This window comes from Wenzhouxiangella limi (assembly GCF_010499265.1).
Lineage (GTDB): Bacteria > Pseudomonadota > Gammaproteobacteria > Xanthomonadales > Wenzhouxiangellaceae > Wenzhouxiangella > Wenzhouxiangella limi.
Map to the genome: position 1 here is coordinate 406,681 of NZ_JAAGSC010000044.1, position 16,898 is coordinate 423,578.

A 16,898-nucleotide genomic window follows, 5' to 3' on the forward strand; every position below is an offset into this window, starting at 1 on the left:
CACGCCTACCGCTCCGCCAACGTCCCATGCACGTATTTGTGCAGCACGCTGGCCATGAGCGTCTGGTAGGGGATGCCCTCGCGGTAGCGGTCGAGCAGTTCGGCATCCGCCACGGACTGCCATTCGCCCTGCTCCCAAGAGTGCAGCAGCTCGCGTTCTTCTGTGGAGAGTTCATCTTTCATCGTTGCTTTCCAGATACTGGCGCATCACGTCCATCCGCGCGCATCCTCAAAAGCATCGCCGTCGTAAATGCCACTGTCGAGCCCGTCCTGTACGGCCTGTCTGAGGCCTAACGCGCTGGTGTGACGCTCTTGATCGCGTCGGACCAGGTCGCGGATGTACTCGCTGTCGTTGGTAAAGCGGCCAGCGCTGATTTGGGCTTTGACCCACTGGTCTTGCTGTTTGGTCAGCGTGACGGTCTTGCGAATGGCGGTCATAGCGTGCCTCATGCGCGAATAATCATACGATGCATGCATATTAGCGCATTTTCTAGCGAGCGGCAGTGTCGGTTTACCTCCCGGCCGCAGAGCCGGGACCGCAGACCCGGCGCCCGGACCAAAAGTCGGCTTACCGCTCCGTCAACGTCCCATGCACATACTTGTGCAGAACGCTGGCCATGAGCGTCTGGTAGGGGATGCCTCGCTGCAGTTCGGCAAGTCTTGTGCAGCGTTCGGAGGATCAACACTTGCCCGAATGTTGTAAAATATTGCAGAAATTCAGATATACGGATATTCTGCATGCCCAAAGAAACCTTGACGATCTCCTCGCGCGGCCAGATCACGCTGCCGGCTTCCCTGCGCAAGCGTCTGGGCCTGGAAGCGAACGCCGTGCTGACCGCTGAAGTGGTCGATGGTCGCGTCGTGCTGACGCCTGCTGTCGTTCTCGAACTGGAGGCCTACGATGACAAACAGATCAAAGCCTGGGAGCGGGCCGATGAGTTTTCCCCTGGCGAACTAGCCACGCTGGAAGCCAAATTGAACCGCGATCCGATCTGAACCACAGTGGATTTGCGACTATTTCTGGATGCCAACGTCCTGTTCACTGCGGCGCATCGGCCGCAGGGCAAGGCCGCTTTCCTGTTTCACTATCCCCAGCGCTGGACACTGCTGTCCAGCGAATACGCGCTGGAGGAGTGCCGGCGCAATCTGGCAGTGAAATTCCCCGATGCTGTGGGCCCGATGCGAAAACTTGCCCTGCAACTGGACCGCGCGCCGCAGGTTTTTGGTGTGTCTCCACTGGCAGGCCTGGCTGGAAAAGACCAGCCGATCTTCCAGGCGGCGGTGGCGGGGCGCTGCACCCATTTGCTGACCGGAGACCTGCGGGATTTCGGACCTTTCATGAACCAGCCGGAGCAAACCCGCGGCCTCATCATTCAAACCGTCGCCGATTTTCTGGCCGATTGCTGAAAGCGCACGCCCCATGCGTCCCAGGCCTCGCATTTGTGCACGAATGCTCTGTGCTGCCATTGTCGAGCACTTCAAGGCCCTGGCCGGTGAGCGGGGCTACCAGATCCTGATCAACGACAATCTAAGTCTGCCGCTCCCCCAAGATCTCAAGCGCATATTTGTGCAGGCTGCTGGCCATGAGCGTCCGGGAGGGAATGCCCTCGCGCACCGTATTCCGGGCGGCAAGTCAGCAGCGATTGTTCTACAAATCCGCTTCCGGCAGCATCCGAACATAGCGTGCGTAGGGCACTCCCTTCGCCCGGACCTAGCGGCCTTGTTTGTCATGGCTTGGCAGCTTCAATCCTGGCTAGCGCATGGCTGGCGGTGACGATGTCTATTCCCTGGAAGCGTTCCAGCACCAGCAGGTCTTTGTCGCCGGAGACAATGAGGTCGGCTTTGGCGGAGAGCGCGCAGGCGAGCACATGGTCATCGTCCGGATCGGGTGATACGCGAGGCGGTGCTACAAGCCAACTCGATGCGCTGCCCGACGGCGGCATCCAACAGCTTACCTGGCGGCCCTTCCGGCCATAGCAGACCGGATAGTGCGGTATTGGTATCAAGAATAAGTCGCACACCGCTGCTCCGCGCGGTAGGCGCGGATTTCGGCTTGAATTTCGTCGGCGGTCATGGTCGGCAGCGGGTCGGCGGCGCATTTGGCGCGGGCGGTGCGCAGATGGCTGAGACGGGCGCTTCGCAGTTCTTCGCGTAACAGCGCCTCGAGTCGGTCTGCTGCAAGCAGTCCTGCCCTGGTGGCTTCCTCGGCGAGCTCGTCCGGCAAGGTGATCTGGACGGTGGTCATCGGTGTTTCTCCTAACGATTCCGCTCAACACTCCTCTCAGTATACCGTGCGGTTTGTTGACCCCAAAGCCATTGTTTTGGCAGGGACATCGGCGGAAGTTCTCCCTCGGGTCGGTTGACTTCACAGCCACATCGGCTGGTCGGGAATCCCGTCCGTCAAGGCGCAAGTTTGCCGTCCGCCCAGCCACCCCCAAAGCCGGGCGCGAAACGAGACGGGCGTCACAGGCGCTGATTTTCTTCGAAAAGTTCTGAAATTTTCTCTAAAGTTTCCGCTCCCCGAACCGCTAATGTCAGTGAACGCAGCGAGTGCGCTTGAGCCCCAGGCCGGGAGTCCGGTCACCGGAAGTTAACCAAATCAGGGGCTTGCAGGCGATCGCCGCGGGAGTCAAAATCAAACTGAAGCAGTCTGGACGACAAAGGAGCACACCATGTCCCAGGTCATTAACACCAACGTACTTTCGCTGACCGCTCAGCGGAACCTGCAGACCTCCCAGAGCGAGCTGGCCACGTCGCTGCAGCGCCTGTCTTCCGGTCTGCGCATCAACTCGGCCAAGGACGACGCCGCCGGCCTTGCCATTTCCGAGCGGTTCACCACCCAGATCCGTGGTCTGAACCAGGCCATCCGCAACTCCAACGACGGCATCTCGCTGGCCCAGACCGGTGAAGCCGCGCTGGCCACGGTGACCGAAAACCTGCAGCGCGTTCGTGAACTGGCCGTGCAGTCGGTCAACGCCACCAACTCCGACACCGATCGCGCCACCCTGCAGCAGGAAGTGACCCAGCGCCTGAACGAAATCGACCGGATCGCCGGTCAGACCTCGTTCAACGGCCGCAACGTGCTCGACGGCACCTTCGGCAACGCCCTGTTCCAGGTCGGCGCCAACGTCGGTCAAACCATCGCTCTGGATCTTGAGTCCAGCGTTCGTAGCAGTGATATCGGTTCGGTTGCTACGGCTTCTTCGGTTGATTTGACGACTTTGATCAATGAAGGCACCGACGACACGGCAGCCTCTTTCACCACGGGGGATGTCAGTTCATTGGTCGGCGTGGATCTGAGTTCAGCGGGAACCGGCGGCTCTTTTGAAACCGACGCCGCAATCACCGAATTTGACTTCGGCGCAAACAATGTGACGTTTGACGTAAATGGTGAGGAGATTTCGCTCACTAGCGATGTTAGCACCATCGGTGGCTTAGTTACCGAAATTCAAGGCCAGTTAGACACCGCCTTTGGGGCGGGTGTAGTCACGGTTACAGAGGATACCGGGGTTCTGACTTTTACGGATACTTTGTCAGCGGAAGCCGTTGTGGTAGACAACCAGAGTGCCGTAATTGCTAATGCAGCTTTCGACACGGGCACGGGTTCACCCGGGACGCTCGGCACCATCAGCTTTGAGGTGGATGGCAACGCGATAACGCTCGATGGTGACGCCACAGACAACGCCACCCTGCAAGCCATTGCCGATGACATCGGTGCGCAACTGGAAACAGCCGCGGCGGGTACTTATTCGGTCAGTGTCGATGGTAGCGGCATCGCAATTTCGACGGTTGCCACAGGCTCAGCTGAGTCAGCGCCTGTCATTTCGGCCCTTAGCGGCGTTGGTGCAGCCCTGTTTGATGACGCCGCGGGCACCTCCGTAGACGGCGCCGATGGTGACCCGGCAGCTGAACTGACGACTTCCGGCCTGACCATTCAGTTCGGCGACAACGACGCGATCGAAGTTGAAGACAACACCTTCACAACGGTCCAAAGCTTCGTCGATGCGGTCAACACGGCGTTGGGCAGCAATGGCACCGCCTTGTTGAATGCTGACAACGAACTGACCATCACGTCTGGTGAAGCCATCACGATTGCCGGTGACTCTGAAAACGTGTTCGATGGCACCACCGAGTTCGCGGTCGATACCGCGACCGCTTTGGCGGATACCTCGGTGAGCAGCGTGGACAATGCCAACAACGCCATTGCACGTGTCGATGCGGCGCTGTCGTCGGTCTCCGAGCTGCGCTCCACCTTCGGTGCGATCCAGAACCGGTTCGAGTCAACGATCGAGAACCTGACGACCACGACCGAGAACCTGCAAGCCTCGCGGTCGCGCATCCTCGACGCCGACTTCGCCGCTGAAACGGCCAACCTGACCAGGGTTCAGATCCTGCAGCAGGCCGGTATCTCGGTGCTGTCGCAGGCCAACGTCCAGCCGCAGAACGTGCTGGCCCTGTTGCAGTAAGCCGCTTGATCGACAACTAGAGCAAGGTAACGGGGCCGGGCGGACAACGTCCGGCCCCTTTTCGCTTGCAGGAAAGCTTTTCTGGAATAGGTTTTTTAGGAGTAGGGCGTGATGGATAACAGTATTTCCATGACCCGGGTGCCGCCGGCTTCGACCTCGCTGGTCGAGACCGCGCCGCGCCAGCCCGCTGCCTCCCCGCCGTCGGTTTCGGGCAATGCCCCCCAGCCGCCGTCTGCCGCCCCACCGGCCGCCGCGCCGGACGAGGTGCAGCGGGTGGACCTGGAGGAAGTGCTGGAACGCGTCGGTGAGCAGATCAGCGAATATTCGAGCCAGATCGGTCGGGCGCTGGAGTTCCAGGTGGAACGACAGGACGATCGTGTGGTCATCCTGGTAACCAACAGCGACACCGGCGAGCTGGTGCGTTCGATTCCGTCCGAAGAGGTGCAGCGTCTGTCCGAGGTGCTGGCCGACGGCGATCCGCTGTTGCTGGACCTGCGGGCATGAGCTTTGCATCCCGCGTAGACTGGATCGACAACCGCAAGAACCGAGCGTAATCGAGGATTGATATGGCCATTTCTGCACTGGGCACCGGCTCCGGCCTGGACCTGAACTCGCTGGTCGAGCAGCTGTTGCAGGCCGAGCGGGAACCCGTTGAAAACCGCCTGAACACCCGCGAAGAACGCTTCGAGACCCAGCTGTCGGCCTTGGGCCTGTTCTCCGGCGCCCTGTCGGGGCTGCGCGATGCCGCCAGTGGCCTGGAAAATGGCACGGGGCTGGCCCAGCGCCAGGCCGTCAGCGGGGATGAAAGCCTGTTTACCGCCACGGTCGAAGAGGGCACACCACCCGGGCGCTTCGATATCCGCGTGCTGGGCCTGGCCCAGGCCGACAAGCGCGCCAGCGCGGCGTTTGCCGACGGTGCTTCGGCCGAGGTCGGCACCGGCACGCTCAACTTTACCGTCGGCGATGACGCGTTCAGCATCAACGTCGACCAGGACAACAACACCCTGGGCGGGATTCGCGACGCGATCAATCGTGCTACCGACAACACCGGGGTGTCGGCCGGCATCATCAACGAGGCCGGCGGCGCACGCCTGATCCTGACCGGACGCGATACCGGCGCCGAGAATGCTATCAACTTGACCGCCAGCGGTGGCGATGGGGGTCTGGATACACTCGTTTCCGGCTTTGCCGTGCTGACCGAGGCCGCCGACGCCGAGGTGGAAATCGACGGCTTTACCGTCAACAGCAGCTCCAACCGCATCGATGGGGCCATCGACGGGGTCACCATCGACCTGGCCGGGGTCTCCGCCGGGGTGGCCGAAGGCGAGCTGAACGTACCCACCACCTCGCTGAGCATCAACGAAAACCGCTCGGCGACGCTGGAGCAGGTGCGCACCTTCGTCGACCGCTACAACGCGCTCAACGACGTGTTGAACGGCGTGGCCAGCTACGACCCGGAAACCGAAGTCGCCGGCCCGCTGCAGGGTAACGCCACGGTGCGTGCGATTGCCTCGCAGGTTCGCCGCGAACTGACCGAGGCGGTGCCGGGCGCCGCGCTGGGCGCCAACACCCTGGCCGGCATCGGCATCACCACCGCCGAAGGCGGCGCGCTGCGCATCGACGAGGGCCGCTTGAACGAGGTCATCGACCAGCGCCCACAGGCGCTGGAAGAACTGTTTGGCGGCGAAAACGGCGTCGGCGGGCGGCTGAACAGCTACCTGTCGCAGGTGGTCGGTTCCAACAGCCTGCTCGAAGGCCAGACCGAGAACCTGCAGAACCGTATTGACGATATCGGTCGCCAGCGCGAGGCCCTGGAGGCCCGGCTGGAGCGGACCGAAGAGCGCCTGGTGCGGCAGTTTTCCGCGCTGGATTCGCTGGTCGCCGAGCTGAACCAGACCAGCAGTTTCATCGAGCAGCAGTTTGCCAACCTGCAGGGCGGGCGGTCATAGCGCTCGCGCCGGCCGCCTCGTCCTGATTAATACCGCACCGACAACGGATTCAGCCAGAGGATTCCCACGCCCATGAACGCCAACATCAACGCCTACAACCAGAACGCCGCCATCGGCGCCGAAGAAACCAGCCCCCACCGCCTGGTGGCCATGCTCTACCAGGGCGCCATCGACCGCATGTCGCGCGCCATCGGCCACTGCGTGCGCGGTGAAGTCGCCAAGAAAGGCGAGTGCCTGTCGCGCGCCGCCGCCATCGTCGACCAGCTGCGCGACAGCCTCGACATGGAAGCCGGAGACGGCACCCTCTCGCAGCGCCTGGACGACCTGTACGAGTACATGATCCGCCGCATCACCGAGGCCAACTTCCGCAACGACACCACGATGATGAAAGAAGTCCACGACCTGCTGGCCCAGCTGGCCGAGGGCTGGAACGCGATCCCGCCCGAGCAGCGCGAAGTGCAGGGCGCCCGGCCGGCTTAAGCCATGAGGTTGCTGGCAACAACCCCTTGTCGTCCCGGCCGAAGCGCCGGGACCTCCAGTGTTGACGCGGCACTTTGTTTAAGCAGGCTGCGTTCGGGCTGGAGATGCCGGGTCAAGCCCGGCATGACAGGCGGTGTTGGCGGCATGACAGTTCATGCTGCCGGCATGACAGGCGGTGTTGGCGGCATGACAGTTCATGCTGCCGGCATGGCAGGCGGTGTTGGCGGCATGACACCAGCGTTCTGTCGTCCCGGCCGAAGCGCCGGGACCTCCAGCCTCCCACCGGCACCCCACCTAACCCTGCAGCACCCATGAACGCCAGCGCCACGCCACCGCCGGAACTCGACCACATCCGCGCCCTGGGCCGCGAGATGCGCGAGTGCGTTCAAAACGCCGACCTGGAAGCCGCCGGCGAGCTGGCCGCCGAGCGCCACCGCCGGGTCGTCGCCCTGTTCGACGACGGCCCCGAACCGGCCGGCGACGAGCAGGTGGCCGAACAACTGCGCGAACTGCTGGATGCCGACAAGGAACTGTTGAGCGTGCTCGCCGCCCTGCGCGACCAGCTGGCCAGCGAACTGGGTGAGGCCCGCGCCGGCGCCCGCGGGGTCAGGGCGTATATGGATACGGCAGAAGAGGCCTGAAGCCCTGGCTGTCGGCGAATTAGTTTTCGACCTCCTGAAGCCTGCCCTCGGCATATTTGTGCAGAATGCTCCCGATCAGCGTCTGATACGGAATACCCTCGCTTAGAGCTTTTTTCTGCAGGGCACGTAAGTCCTTGCTGGGTAGCCGAATGCTAATGCGCTGATCCTTGCGCACGGTCGCTTCGGCATAGGTGGCATGCCGCTGCTGAATGTCTTCAGCATTTTTCGATCGCTTGAGCTTTCCCTGTTCGTAGGCCTCAAGAATATCGCGCTCTTCCTGATCAAGATGGCTCATTTTTTGCGGTCCTGATACTGTTTGGTCGCTTTGCGGCTTGGAATGATGGTCTTCAGGAAAACCTCGTCTTCAGTTTCGATAAACGGCACAAGATAGACGTAGTCCTCCAGTCGAATTGCATGGATTTTCTGGTCTGGATATCGCGATGGCTTCGGATGATCAAATGTATCCAGAATGTCGTCGGTCAGGAGGTGGAGCAACACGTCCTCAAACCGGATTCCGCGTTCAGACTGCAGCTGTTTGTTCTTGTCCGGATTCCAGTTGATCTTCTTCAAATCAAGCGATTATGACGCTGTACTTACGTTGAGCATACTTTGCAGGTTCTCAGTTGGCAAGTTCAAGGTAGGGCGTGCCTTATGAAGTCGCATCCAGCCAGTTTTCCAGCGCCAGGCCGGGGATGCGGCCGAATTCCGAGACGTTTGCCGTCACCACGACGAGGCCCTCGGCGAGGGCCTGGGCTGCGATCAGCAGGTCGTTCGGGCCGATCGGAGTCCCGCGGCTGGTCAGATGATGACGAGTCTCGGCATAGTGGTGGTCGGTGGGTGCTTCCAGTGGCAGGATGTCAATGGCCGACAGCACAAGATCCAGCCGATCGGTAATTTTTCCGGATTGCGATTTCGCCGCACCGTAGCGCAGTTCGGCGGCTGCGATCAGGCTGGTGCAAATGCTCTTTTCGCCGACTCTGGTGATGTGCCCAGCGACGCTGCCGCCGGGATTTTTAACCAGGTCGGACAGCATGTTGGTGTCCAGCAGATATCGCCGACGGCCGCTCACAACAGGTCTTCGTCCAGCGCTTGCAGATCCTCATCGATGTCCGGGAAAGTGTCTTCCAGCGGTTCGAGCGTCGACAGTACGGCCAGCAGCTTGCCGCGGCGCACGGGTTCGATAATGAGCCGGTCGCCCTCCTTGTGCACAATGGCTTCGTCGCCGTCGATTTCGAACTCGCGCGGAATCCGCAGCGCCTGATTGCGCCCGTTGCGGAACAGGCGGACATTTCTTTGCGATATCGACATGGCCAAACTCTATTAAATAAACATATGGCGTAGCATATGCCAAGCTTAACAGGTTTTCAAGTTGCTTTACCGAGCGGGGTTCCATCAGCAGGCTCAGAAGGCGAACATCTCTGTCAGCGTGCTTGCGATTGCTCTGGCCCGGCTTTCGGTCAGGGCTCCCAGGCGCTTGACCAGGCGGGATTGGTCGACGGCTCTGATCTGATCCAGCACGATCTGGCCTTTCTGGCCCTGGAAGCTCAGGTCGATCCGGCTGGGGTAGTTGCGACGGGTGGAGGTCAAGGGAGCGATGACGACGGTGTTGAGATGCCGGTTCATCTCGTCGGGTGAAATGACGACGCAGGGGCGGGTCTTTCGGATTTCCGAGCCGGTTGTCGGGTTGAGGTTGATCAGGTAGATCTCGTAGCGCGTGATTTCCGGCCGCGACGGGTTCACCACTGCCACGCCTGTTCGTCGAAATCGTTGGCCAGGGTGTCATCGATCAGCAGCGCATCGGCGCTCTCGCCAGCCGCCGCGGCGAACGCATCGTCCCAACCCTCGCGCAGGTGTCGGGCGGGTCTGATTTTCAGGCCGTCCTGTTCGACCCGCAGGTCGAGCTCGTACTCCAGTCCGGCCTCGCGGATCATCGCGGCTGGAATACGCACGCCTTTCGAGTTGCCGATGGCGATCAGTTTGGTTTTCATGTTTCTCACCTCGTGATGTAGGCACATTGTAGATACGTCTGATCACCGTCGCAAGCCCTGGCGCGCTGCTCTACAATTGAGCGCATGCGGCTGACCAGCGAACAGATCCATACCATCAAGCAGGCGACCGCCGAGATTTTCGGTGAGGCCGCGCGCGTGCGGCTGTTTGGGTCGCGCACGGATGACCGCAAGCGCGGCGGGGATGTGGATTTGCTGGTCGAAGCCGACAGCCCGATCGAAGACGAGACCTGGCTGGCCGCGCGCTTGTCGGCCCGGGTGTCTCGCAGCATGCAGGGGCGGCGGGTCGATGTGCTAGTCCAGGCCCCGGGCATCAGGGAACAGCCGATTCACCGCATTGCGCGTCGTGAGGGCATTGCGTTATGAATCTGGACGCCCGCGATCTTGAGCGTCTGGCTTTTTTGGTCCGGGTCGTCAACGGCGAGCGGCGCAATCTGAAAGCGACCGATGAGCGGCTTTTTGCCGAACCCTTTACGGCGCAGAAAGCCGGCCTGCTTGAGGAAGACTCGGAACTTGCAGAGCGCGTTGATGCGTTTGTCGCCCGCTTCAGTCGTCTGCAGGATACGCTCGGTGACAAATTGTTGCCGGCGCTTCTCGCGGCTGTCGGTGAAGAGCGCCGGACGCTGGTGGACAGGCTGGATGTGGCTGAAAAGCTGGGCTGGATCGAGTCCAGCGAGGAATGGATGGCGATTCGAAAGTTGCGCAACCGCATGGTTCACGAGTACATCGAAGATGCCGAGGTACTGGCTCTTGCGCTTCAGACCGGCCACGCGCGTGTGCTGACCTTGCTGAATGCGGCGGACCGTATGCTTGCCGAAGTCCGCGAACGGGATTGGCTAGGAGGGCGGCATGATTGACTATGAAGACCGTCTGGTCGCGATCTGGGAGGCCGATGAAGGGGCCGATGAGCGCGAGATGGATCGGCTGGAGGCCGGCAACGTTGCGGTGCTGCAGGGTGTGGCCGCGGTGGAGGAGGGTGCGTCGCACCGCCTGCGTGAGGAGCAGCCCGAGCTGTACCAGGAAATCGAGCGTCTCAACGCCCGGCTGGACTTGCTGGTCGACATGGTCGGGCGGTTGCTGGCCGAGCAGCGCGAGAGCGGGCCGACGCGGCGGGTGCGGCTGGCGGTGGAGGAGATCGAGTTCGTGGCCCCGGCCGAAGAGGCCGCGCCCGGCCAGGCGGGCAGGCTCAGCCTGCGGCTGCACGCGTCCGTGCCCGAGCCGCTGACGCTGCCGGGAAAAATCACGGCCGAGCGCCGGGACACGGAGAACCGGCGCTGGGTGTGCTTCCAGCCTCTGGCGATGAGCGGGCGGCTGCGCGATGCGCTGGATCAGCTGGTTTTCCGCCACCACCGGCGCATGATCGCCGAGCAGCGTAGCCGCCGCGCGCACGGGTAGATCGCCTCAGCGTTCTGATCCGCCGCCGCCGGCGGTCTTGCGCGATCGGGGCGGGCCGGGGAGGGATCAGGGGTTGACGGGTCGCTGCCCGGTTGCCGGATAACGGTCCGCGCCTGCACCCGGCATAAATTTTGCTACCGTGACCTTGTGCCCGGTGGCGGCGCTGATGGAATACCGCCCGACCGACGGCGCACCAGCCGGGCAAGGTCGCGAAGCCAGGATTTGATCCGGATCAAAAATGCTTCTAAAACGATAGTTTGTGTTTACTTTCTGGAAAAGTTCTATTATCTTGACCGCCATGACCTGGGTGACGCAATTTCGGCACGACGACAGCGGGCTGTCGATAAACTGACGCGAGGGAGCAGATCATGATGCACGCGGGCTTACAGCTTCGACAGGGACAGCAACTGACGGTCACACCGCAGCTGCAGCAGGCCATCCGGCTGTTGCAGCTGTCTTCCATGGAGCTGGAGGGCGAGCTGCGCGAGGCCCTGGAGACCAACGTTTTCCTCGAGCAGGAAGAGCCCGCCGAGACCGGCCCGATCAGCGCCGAGCTGCCGGTGTCCGGCCCCACCCCCGCGCTGTCGCGCCCGGAAGAGCACGAGGCGCGCGAGCAGGCCGCGCCCGGCACCAGCCTGACCGATCACCTGGCCTGGCAGCTGGACATGAGCGAGATCAGCGCGCGCGACCGCATGATCGCCGCGGTCATCATCGACGCGCTCAACGCCAACGGCTACCTGGCCGAAAGCCGCGCCGACCTGCTCGAGGTGCTGGCCGACGAGGACGTGAGCCGGGATGAGTTCGAAGCGGTTCGGGCCCGGGTGATGCACCTGGACCCGGTCGGCTGCGGCGCGGTCGGCCTGCAGGAGTGCCTGCTGACCCAGCTCAAGGTGCTCGATCCGGGCTTGAGCGTCGGCTGTCGCGGCCTGGCCGAGCGCCTGATCGGGCAGGACCTGGCCCTGCTGGCCGAGGCCGACGTCGACCGCCTGGCCGAGCGTCTGGGCTGCGAGCCGTCCGGCGTGGCCGACGCGCTCGACCTGCTGCGCTCGCTGCACCCCAACCCCGGCGCGGTGATGGCGCCGGCCGAGACCGCCTACATCGTCCCCGACGTGCTGGTCAGCCGGCGCGAGGGCCGCTGGGTGGTCGAGCTCAACCCCGAGCTGCTGCCGCGGGTGCGGGTCAACCGCACTTATGAGTCGATGATGGGCCAGGGCGGGGCCGCGGCCGGGCATGCCGTCATGCAGACCCAGCTGCAGGAAGCGCGCTGGCTGGTCAAAAGCCTGCAGATGCGCAACGAGACCCTGCTCAAAGTCGCCGGCGCGATCGTGCGCCACCAGCGCGGTTTCCTCGACCACGGCGATATCGCCATGCGGCCGATGGTGTTGAGCGACATCGCCGAAGCCGTGGAGATGCACGAGTCCACGGTCTCGCGCGTGACCACCCAGAAGTTCATCCACACCCCGCGCGGCAGCTTCGAGCTCAAGTACTTCTTCTCCAGCCGCCTGGCCACCAGCGGCGGCGGGCGCTGCTCGTCGACGGCGGTTCGGGCGCTGACGCGCACCCTGGTCGAGAGCGAGAACCCGGCCCAGCCGCTCAGCGACAGCGAGATCGCCCGTCTGCTGGCCGAAAAAGGCGTGCGCATCGCCCGGCGCACGGTCGCCAAGTACCGCGATTCGCTGGGCATTCCGCCGCTGGCCGAGCGCCAGGCGGCGGCCGCCCGCGACGAGGCCCGCCGGGTGGCATGAGCGGGTCGATCGAAATCCCGATGGAAGACGAGCCCGGCGGACCGGGCTTTGCCGCCGACCCGCCGCCGGACTCGGCCACCGCCGGGCTGGTTGGCGACTCGCGCGGCATGCGCCAGGTCAAGCAGCTGATCGGTCAGGTCGCGAACTTCGATACCAGCGTGCTCATCCTGGGCGAGTCCGGCACCGGCAAGGAGCTGGTCGCCCAGGCCGTGCATGCGGTGTCCGAGCGCGCGCGGCGGCCGTTCGTGCCGGTCAACTGCGGCGCCATCCCCGGCGAGCTGCTGGAAAGCGAGCTGTTCGGCCACGAAAAGGGCGCGTTTACCGGCGCGCTGACCCGGCGCCGCGGCCGCTTCGAGCTGGCCGAGGGCGGGACGCTGTTCCTCGACGAGATCGGCGACATGCCGGTGGGGATGCAGGTCAAGCTGTTGCGGGTGCTGCAGGAGCGCTCGTTCGAGCGCGTCGGCAGCAGCGAGACCCTCAGATGCAACGTGCGCGTGATCGCCGCCACCCACCGCGATATCGAGCGCCGGATCGACGACGGCGTGTTCCGCGAAGACCTCTACTACCGCTTGAACGTCTTTCCGATCCAGATCCCGCCGCTGGCCGAGCGCATCGACGATCTGCCGGTCCTGGTCGATCACTTCTGCGCCGACATGGCCCGGCGCGGGGTGGGGCAGGTGCGCTTTTCCGCCGGCGCCCTGGCCGCCCTGGCCGGCTATCCGTGGCCGGGCAACGTGCGCGAGCTGGCCAACCTGGTCGAGCGCATGACCATCGTCAGCAACGGCCGCGAGGTCAAGGTCGACGACCTGCCCGGGCGCTACCGGCCCGACCGCGAGCGCATCCCCGAGCCCGAAGAGGACCTGGCCGAGCTGACCGGCCGCGAGGCGCCCGTGATCCCCTTCGAAGAACGCAGCCTGCCCGGGTTGCCGGCCGAGGGCGTCGACCTCAAGGCGTATCTGGCCAACATCGAGTCCAGCCTGATCCGCCAGGCGCTGGAGCGCACCGACCACACCGTCGCCCATGCAGCGGAAATGCTGGGTTTGCGGCGCACGACGTTGGTCGAAAAGATCCGGAAGTACGGGCTGGACTGATTTTTTTACCGCAGATGAACGCAGATTAACGCGGATAAAAATCGGCTGGTCGTTGCTTGCTGGCGGCGTGAGTCTTGCTGCATCTGCGGTCGAGTTGCCGGCTTACGGCACCGGGTGGCACAAATTTTGCCGCTTCTCCCCCGGATTCATCGGGCACCAACCCATGACGAAACATCCGGAATCAGACCAGGCGCGGCTGGAATCGGCGTTTGCTGCCTTCAATCAGCTCTCCGAGCAGCTCTCGGGCGCGTATCGCGACCTCGAGCAGCGCGCGGCGGGGCTGGCCGAGGAGCTGGCCCGTTCACGCCGCGAGAAAGAGCGCCAGCGGGCCGAGAAAGAGCGCCTGGCCGAGCGCCTGGCGGCCCTGCTGGACTCGCTGCCCGGCGGGGTGGTGGTGCTCGACCGCAGCGGCGCCATCCGCCAGTCCAACGCTCCGGCCCGGGAATGGCTGGGGCGGGCACTGGACGGCAGCCGCTGGGACGAGGTGCTGGCCGAGACCGACCTGGATTTGAGCGACGACGGCAGCGAGCTGACCGTGGCCGGGCGCACCCAGTTGACGGTGGCGCGCAGCCGCGTGGCCGATCGCGGCGAGACCATCATTCTTTTGACCGATGTGACCGAGCAGCGCCGCCTGGCCGCCGAGCTGGACCAGAATCGGCGCCTGGCGGCGATGGGCGAGATGGCCGCGCGCCTGGCCCACCAGGTCCGCACCCCGCTGTCGGCTGCACTGCTCTACGCCGATCACCTGACCACCCGCGAACTCGACACTGAGCAGCGCGAGCGCTTCGGCGAGCGCCTGCTGGGTCGGCTGCGCGATCTGGAGCGCATGACCCGCGACATGCTGGGTTTCGTGCGCGGCGGCTGCCGCCAGTCCGATCCGGTGGCGCTGGCGGACCTGCTCGGGCGCCTCGACGAGACCCTGGCCGGCACGGTGCCGGAGGGTTCGCGCCTGAAGATCGACCACGGCGGCGTGCGTGGCGTGATCCAGGGCGACGCCCAGGCCCTGCTGGGCGCGCTGTGCAACCTGGTCGAAAACGCCTGGAACGCCGGCGGGCCCGGCGTTGCGGTGACCGTGCAACTGCGCCTGAGCGGCGCTTCGGCGGTGGAGATCTGGGTGATCGATGACGGCCCCGGCGTGCCGGACGAGCTCGCCGGGCGCCTGTTCGAGCCGTTTGTGTCCGGCCGTCCCGGCGGCACCGGGCTGGGCCTGGCGGTGGCGGCTTCGGTGGCCGAGGCCCACGGCGGCAACCTGCGCCTGTCTGAATCGTCAAGACACTCGTCAAGACAATCGTCAAAACAGGCGTCAAGCCCGGGCGCGCGCTTCGTGCTGCGCCTGCCGCTGGTCGGGCGCCGCGTTGAACAAGCATCGGAGGCCATGGCATGAGCAATTCCAGAACCGATTTTTCCATTCTGCTGGTCGAGGACGACGAGCCGCTGCGCGAGGCGCTGGCCGATACCCTGGAGCTGGAAGGCTTCCGGGTCACGGCGGTCGCCGACGGCCCGGCGGCGATGGATGCGCTCACCGACAGCCCGGCCGGGCTGGTCATTTCCGATATCCAGATGCAGCCGTGGACCGGGCTGGAGCTGCTCGGCCGCCTGCGCCAGGCCCACCCCGACGTGCCGGTGGTGCTGATGACGGCCTTCGGCTCGGTGCCGCAGGCCGTCCAGGCCATCCGCGAGGGGGCGATGAACTACCTGGTCAAACCGGTCGAGGCGGCCGACCTGATCGCCCTGGCGCGGCGCTTTGCCGAGCAGCCGGCGGCGACCGCCGAGCTGGTGGCCGAGGATCCGCGCTCGCGCACCCTGGCCGCACTGGCCCGCAGAGTGGCCGAAAGCGAGGTCACGGTCCTGCTGACCGGCCCGTCGGGCAGCGGCAAGGAGGCCTACGCGCGCTATATTCACCGCCACTCGCCGCGCGCGCAAAAACCCTTCGTGGCCCTGAACTGTGCGGCGATTCCGGAGTCCATGCTGGAGGCAGAGCTGTTCGGCCACGACAAGGGCGCGTTTACCGGCGCGACCAGGGCACGCACCGGCAAGTTCGAGGCTGCCCAGGGCGGCACCCTGCTGCTCGACGAGATCTCGGAAATGGAGCCCGGGCTGCAGGCCAAGCTGTTGCGCGTGCTCCAGGAGCGCGAACTGCAGCGCCTGGGCAGCAACCAGACCGTGGACCTGGACGTGCGCGTGATCGCCACCACCAACGTGGATTTGAAGGCCGCGGTCGCCGAAGGACGATTCCGCGAGGACCTGTACTACCGCCTGAACGTGTTTCCGCTGGACCTGCCGCGCCTGGCCGAGCGCCCGGGCGATATCCGCGCCCTGGCCGAGCGCGCGATTGCCCGCCACTGGCGCGGCAAGGGCGCCCCGCCGGTGCTGTCGACGGCGGCCGGCCAGGCGCTGGCCGCGCATCCGTGGCCGGGCAACGTGCGCGAGCTGGAAAACGTGGTGCAGCGGGCGCTGGTGCTGCTGGGCGAGGGCCGTGAGATCGGTCCCGGCGAGCTGTTTTTCGAGCAGGCCGAGCCCGGCGGGCAGCAGTCCGAGCCCGGCCCGACGGATGCGCGCACGCTGGAGGAAACCGTCGCCGAGCGCGAGTCCAGCGCCATTGTCGCCGCGCTTGAAGCCGAGCGCGGCCACCGCGGCAAGGCGGCGCGGCGGCTGGGCATCAGCCCGCGCACGCTGCGCTACAAGCTCTCACGCCTGCGCGAGGCCGGCGTCGAGATACCGGGCGAGGCTGGCCCGAAGTTTGCAGAAGCCCGGTAGCCGGTGATTTTCGCGGTTGATTTTTTCAGGAGCGATTTGCGATGAGTGACATGGCCATCCAGCAAGTACTGGCCCAGATGCGGGCGCTGCAGGTGCAGGCCGGCGGGACGCCCGAGCAGGCGGCGCCGGCGGCCGAGCAGAACCGTTTTTCCGACCTGCTGCACCAGTCCATCAACAAGGTGGCAGAGAACCAGAGCGTGGCCGGCGAGCTGTCGACTTCGTTCTCCAGCGGCGATCCCGATACCGACCTGACCAGCGTGATGATCGCGATGCAGAAGTCGCGGGTCTCGTTCGAAGCCATGGTCGAGGTGCGCAACAAACTGGTCGAGGCGTACAATGAAATTCGGCGTATGCCGATCTGACCGGCAC

26 protein-coding genes are annotated in these 16,898 nt (G+C 64.5%); 15 read left to right on the top strand and 11 right to left on the bottom strand.

Going from position 1 to position 16,898, the window contains the following annotated elements; translation table 11 throughout:
- Positions 1-5 precede the first annotated feature (5 nt).
- Positions 6-182 carry a hypothetical protein gene (locus G3I74_RS15770; protein WP_203594800.1) on the bottom strand — a complete coding sequence of 59 codons (177 nt, stop codon included), beginning with the start codon at positions 180-182 and terminating at the stop codon, positions 6-8.
- Between the two features lie 24 nt (positions 183-206).
- Positions 207-437 carry a type II toxin-antitoxin system ParD family antitoxin gene (locus G3I74_RS15430; RefSeq protein WP_164212480.1) on the bottom strand — a complete coding sequence of 77 codons (231 nt, stop codon included), beginning with the start codon at positions 435-437 and terminating at the stop codon, positions 207-209.
- A gap of 300 nt (positions 438-737) precedes the next feature.
- Between G3I74_RS15430 and G3I74_RS15435 the strand changes: the two genes are divergently transcribed.
- Both G3I74_RS15435 and G3I74_RS15440 read left to right on the top strand, forming a co-directional pair.
- Positions 738-995 (top strand): AbrB/MazE/SpoVT family DNA-binding domain-containing protein, encoded by a 258-nt coding sequence (locus tag G3I74_RS15435; RefSeq protein WP_164212481.1) that lies wholly within the window; start codon positions 738-740, stop codon positions 993-995.
- 6 nt (positions 996-1,001) lie between these two features.
- On the top strand, positions 1,002-1,406 hold the full coding sequence (locus tag G3I74_RS15440) for a PIN domain-containing protein (RefSeq protein ID WP_164212482.1): 405 nt from the start codon (positions 1,002-1,004) through the stop codon (positions 1,404-1,406).
- A gap of 320 nt (positions 1,407-1,726) precedes the next feature.
- Here the strand turns inward: G3I74_RS15440 and G3I74_RS16245 are convergent, their stop codons facing one another.
- Both G3I74_RS16245 and G3I74_RS15450 read right to left on the bottom strand, forming a co-directional pair.
- On the bottom strand, positions 1,727-2,098 hold the full coding sequence (locus G3I74_RS16245) for a PIN domain-containing protein (protein WP_338063123.1): 372 nt from the start codon (positions 2,096-2,098) through the stop codon (positions 1,727-1,729).
- A complete protein-coding gene (locus tag G3I74_RS15450) occupies positions 2,002-2,244 on the bottom strand; it encodes a hypothetical protein (RefSeq protein ID WP_164212483.1) in 243 nt (80 codons plus the stop codon). Before G3I74_RS15450 ends, G3I74_RS16245 begins: the two co-directional genes overlap by 97 nt.
- Positions 2,245-2,671: 427 nt before the next feature.
- Here G3I74_RS15450 and G3I74_RS16140 point away from each other — a divergent pair, with 427 nt between their 5' ends.
- The 5 genes from G3I74_RS16140 to G3I74_RS15475 all read left to right on the top strand — a co-directional run bounded on the left by G3I74_RS16140 (position 2,672) and on the right by G3I74_RS15475 (position 7,535).
- Positions 2,672-4,465, top strand: coding sequence for a flagellin N-terminal helical domain-containing protein (locus G3I74_RS16140; protein WP_164212484.1), 1,794 nt, complete (start codon positions 2,672-2,674; stop codon positions 4,463-4,465).
- A 111-nt stretch (positions 4,466-4,576) separates the two neighbouring features.
- Complete coding sequence (locus tag G3I74_RS15460) at positions 4,577-4,969, top strand: flagellar protein FlaG (RefSeq protein ID WP_164212485.1); 393 nt, start codon at positions 4,577-4,579, stop codon at positions 4,967-4,969.
- A 62-nt stretch (positions 4,970-5,031) separates the two neighbouring features.
- The gene (gene fliD / locus G3I74_RS15465) at positions 5,032-6,414 is read left to right on the top strand and encodes a flagellar filament capping protein FliD (RefSeq protein ID WP_164212486.1); all 1,383 of its coding nucleotides are present in this window, start codon (positions 5,032-5,034) and stop codon (positions 6,412-6,414) included.
- A 72-nt stretch (positions 6,415-6,486) separates the two neighbouring features.
- On the top strand, positions 6,487-6,894 hold the full coding sequence (gene fliS / locus G3I74_RS15470; RefSeq protein ID WP_164212487.1) for a flagellar export chaperone FliS: 408 nt from the start codon (positions 6,487-6,489) through the stop codon (positions 6,892-6,894).
- A gap of 311 nt (positions 6,895-7,205) precedes the next feature.
- Positions 7,206-7,535, top strand: coding sequence for a flagellar protein FliT (locus G3I74_RS15475; protein WP_164212488.1), 330 nt, complete (start codon positions 7,206-7,208; stop codon positions 7,533-7,535).
- Positions 7,536-7,554: 19 nt separating this feature from the next.
- On the opposite strand, the gene G3I74_RS15480 is transcribed toward G3I74_RS15475, so the two are convergent.
- The 6 genes from G3I74_RS15480 to G3I74_RS15505 form a co-directional block, all read right to left on the bottom strand.
- Positions 7,555-7,830 (bottom strand): CopG family antitoxin, encoded by a 276-nt coding sequence (locus G3I74_RS15480; RefSeq protein ID WP_164212489.1) that lies wholly within the window; start codon positions 7,828-7,830, stop codon positions 7,555-7,557.
- Positions 7,827-8,105 (bottom strand): BrnT family toxin, encoded by a 279-nt coding sequence (locus G3I74_RS15485; RefSeq protein WP_164212490.1) that lies wholly within the window; start codon positions 8,103-8,105, stop codon positions 7,827-7,829. The genes G3I74_RS15480 and G3I74_RS15485 overlap by 4 nt, the downstream gene beginning before the upstream one ends.
- A gap of 79 nt (positions 8,106-8,184) precedes the next feature.
- The gene (locus G3I74_RS15490) at positions 8,185-8,604 is read right to left on the bottom strand and encodes a PIN domain-containing protein (protein WP_164212491.1); all 420 of its coding nucleotides are present in this window, start codon (positions 8,602-8,604) and stop codon (positions 8,185-8,187) included.
- The gene (locus G3I74_RS15495) at positions 8,601-8,843 is read right to left on the bottom strand and encodes an antitoxin (protein ID WP_164212492.1); all 243 of its coding nucleotides are present in this window, start codon (positions 8,841-8,843) and stop codon (positions 8,601-8,603) included. Before G3I74_RS15495 ends, G3I74_RS15490 begins: the two co-directional genes overlap by 4 nt.
- Positions 8,844-8,936: 93 nt before the next feature.
- On the bottom strand, positions 8,937-9,275 hold the full coding sequence (locus tag G3I74_RS15500; protein ID WP_338063124.1) for a type II toxin-antitoxin system PemK/MazF family toxin: 339 nt from the start codon (positions 9,273-9,275) through the stop codon (positions 8,937-8,939).
- The gene (locus tag G3I74_RS15505) at positions 9,272-9,523 is read right to left on the bottom strand and encodes an AbrB/MazE/SpoVT family DNA-binding domain-containing protein (protein WP_164212494.1); all 252 of its coding nucleotides are present in this window, start codon (positions 9,521-9,523) and stop codon (positions 9,272-9,274) included. The genes G3I74_RS15500 and G3I74_RS15505 overlap by 4 nt, the downstream gene beginning before the upstream one ends.
- 84 nt (positions 9,524-9,607) lie before the next feature.
- Between G3I74_RS15505 and G3I74_RS15510 the strand changes: the two genes are divergently transcribed.
- From G3I74_RS15510 to G3I74_RS15520, 3 genes are read left to right on the top strand one after another with little or no spacing between them, the layout of a single operon-like run.
- Entirely contained in the window at positions 9,608-9,907 is a 300-nt protein-coding gene (locus tag G3I74_RS15510; RefSeq protein WP_164212495.1) for a nucleotidyltransferase domain-containing protein, read from the top strand.
- Positions 9,904-10,398, top strand: coding sequence for a hypothetical protein (locus G3I74_RS15515; protein ID WP_164212496.1), 495 nt, complete (start codon positions 9,904-9,906; stop codon positions 10,396-10,398). Before G3I74_RS15510 ends, G3I74_RS15515 begins: the two co-directional genes overlap by 4 nt.
- Positions 10,391-10,936, top strand: a complete 546-nt coding sequence (locus tag G3I74_RS15520; protein ID WP_164212497.1) for a PilZ domain-containing protein — start codon at positions 10,391-10,393, stop codon at positions 10,934-10,936. Before G3I74_RS15515 ends, G3I74_RS15520 begins: the two co-directional genes overlap by 8 nt.
- Before the next feature lie 66 nt (positions 10,937-11,002).
- Here the strand turns inward: G3I74_RS15520 and G3I74_RS15775 are convergent, their stop codons facing one another.
- Positions 11,003-11,236, bottom strand: a complete 234-nt coding sequence (locus G3I74_RS15775; RefSeq protein ID WP_203594802.1) for a hypothetical protein — start codon at positions 11,234-11,236, stop codon at positions 11,003-11,005.
- A 68-nt stretch (positions 11,237-11,304) separates the two neighbouring features.
- Between G3I74_RS15775 and rpoN the strand changes: the two genes are divergently transcribed.
- The 5 genes from rpoN (at position 11,305) to fliE (ending at position 16,891) form a co-directional block, all read left to right on the top strand.
- The gene (rpoN, locus tag G3I74_RS15525; protein ID WP_239056937.1) at positions 11,305-12,681 is read left to right on the top strand and encodes an RNA polymerase factor sigma-54; all 1,377 of its coding nucleotides are present in this window, start codon (positions 11,305-11,307) and stop codon (positions 12,679-12,681) included.
- Positions 12,678-13,772, top strand: a complete 1,095-nt coding sequence (locus G3I74_RS15530) for a sigma 54-interacting transcriptional regulator (protein ID WP_164212498.1) — start codon at positions 12,678-12,680, stop codon at positions 13,770-13,772. Before rpoN ends, G3I74_RS15530 begins: the two co-directional genes overlap by 4 nt.
- Before the next feature lie 163 nt (positions 13,773-13,935).
- Positions 13,936-15,156 carry a sensor histidine kinase gene (locus tag G3I74_RS15535; RefSeq protein WP_164212499.1) on the top strand — a complete coding sequence of 407 codons (1,221 nt, stop codon included), beginning with the start codon at positions 13,936-13,938 and terminating at the stop codon, positions 15,154-15,156.
- Entirely contained in the window at positions 15,153-16,529 is a 1,377-nt protein-coding gene (locus tag G3I74_RS15540; protein WP_164212500.1) for a sigma-54-dependent transcriptional regulator, read from the top strand. The genes G3I74_RS15535 and G3I74_RS15540 overlap by 4 nt, the downstream gene beginning before the upstream one ends.
- Before the next feature lie 41 nt (positions 16,530-16,570).
- Entirely contained in the window at positions 16,571-16,891 is a 321-nt protein-coding gene (gene fliE / locus G3I74_RS15545; protein ID WP_164212501.1) for a flagellar hook-basal body complex protein FliE, read from the top strand.
- The last annotated feature ends 7 nt before the right edge of the window (positions 16,892-16,898 follow it).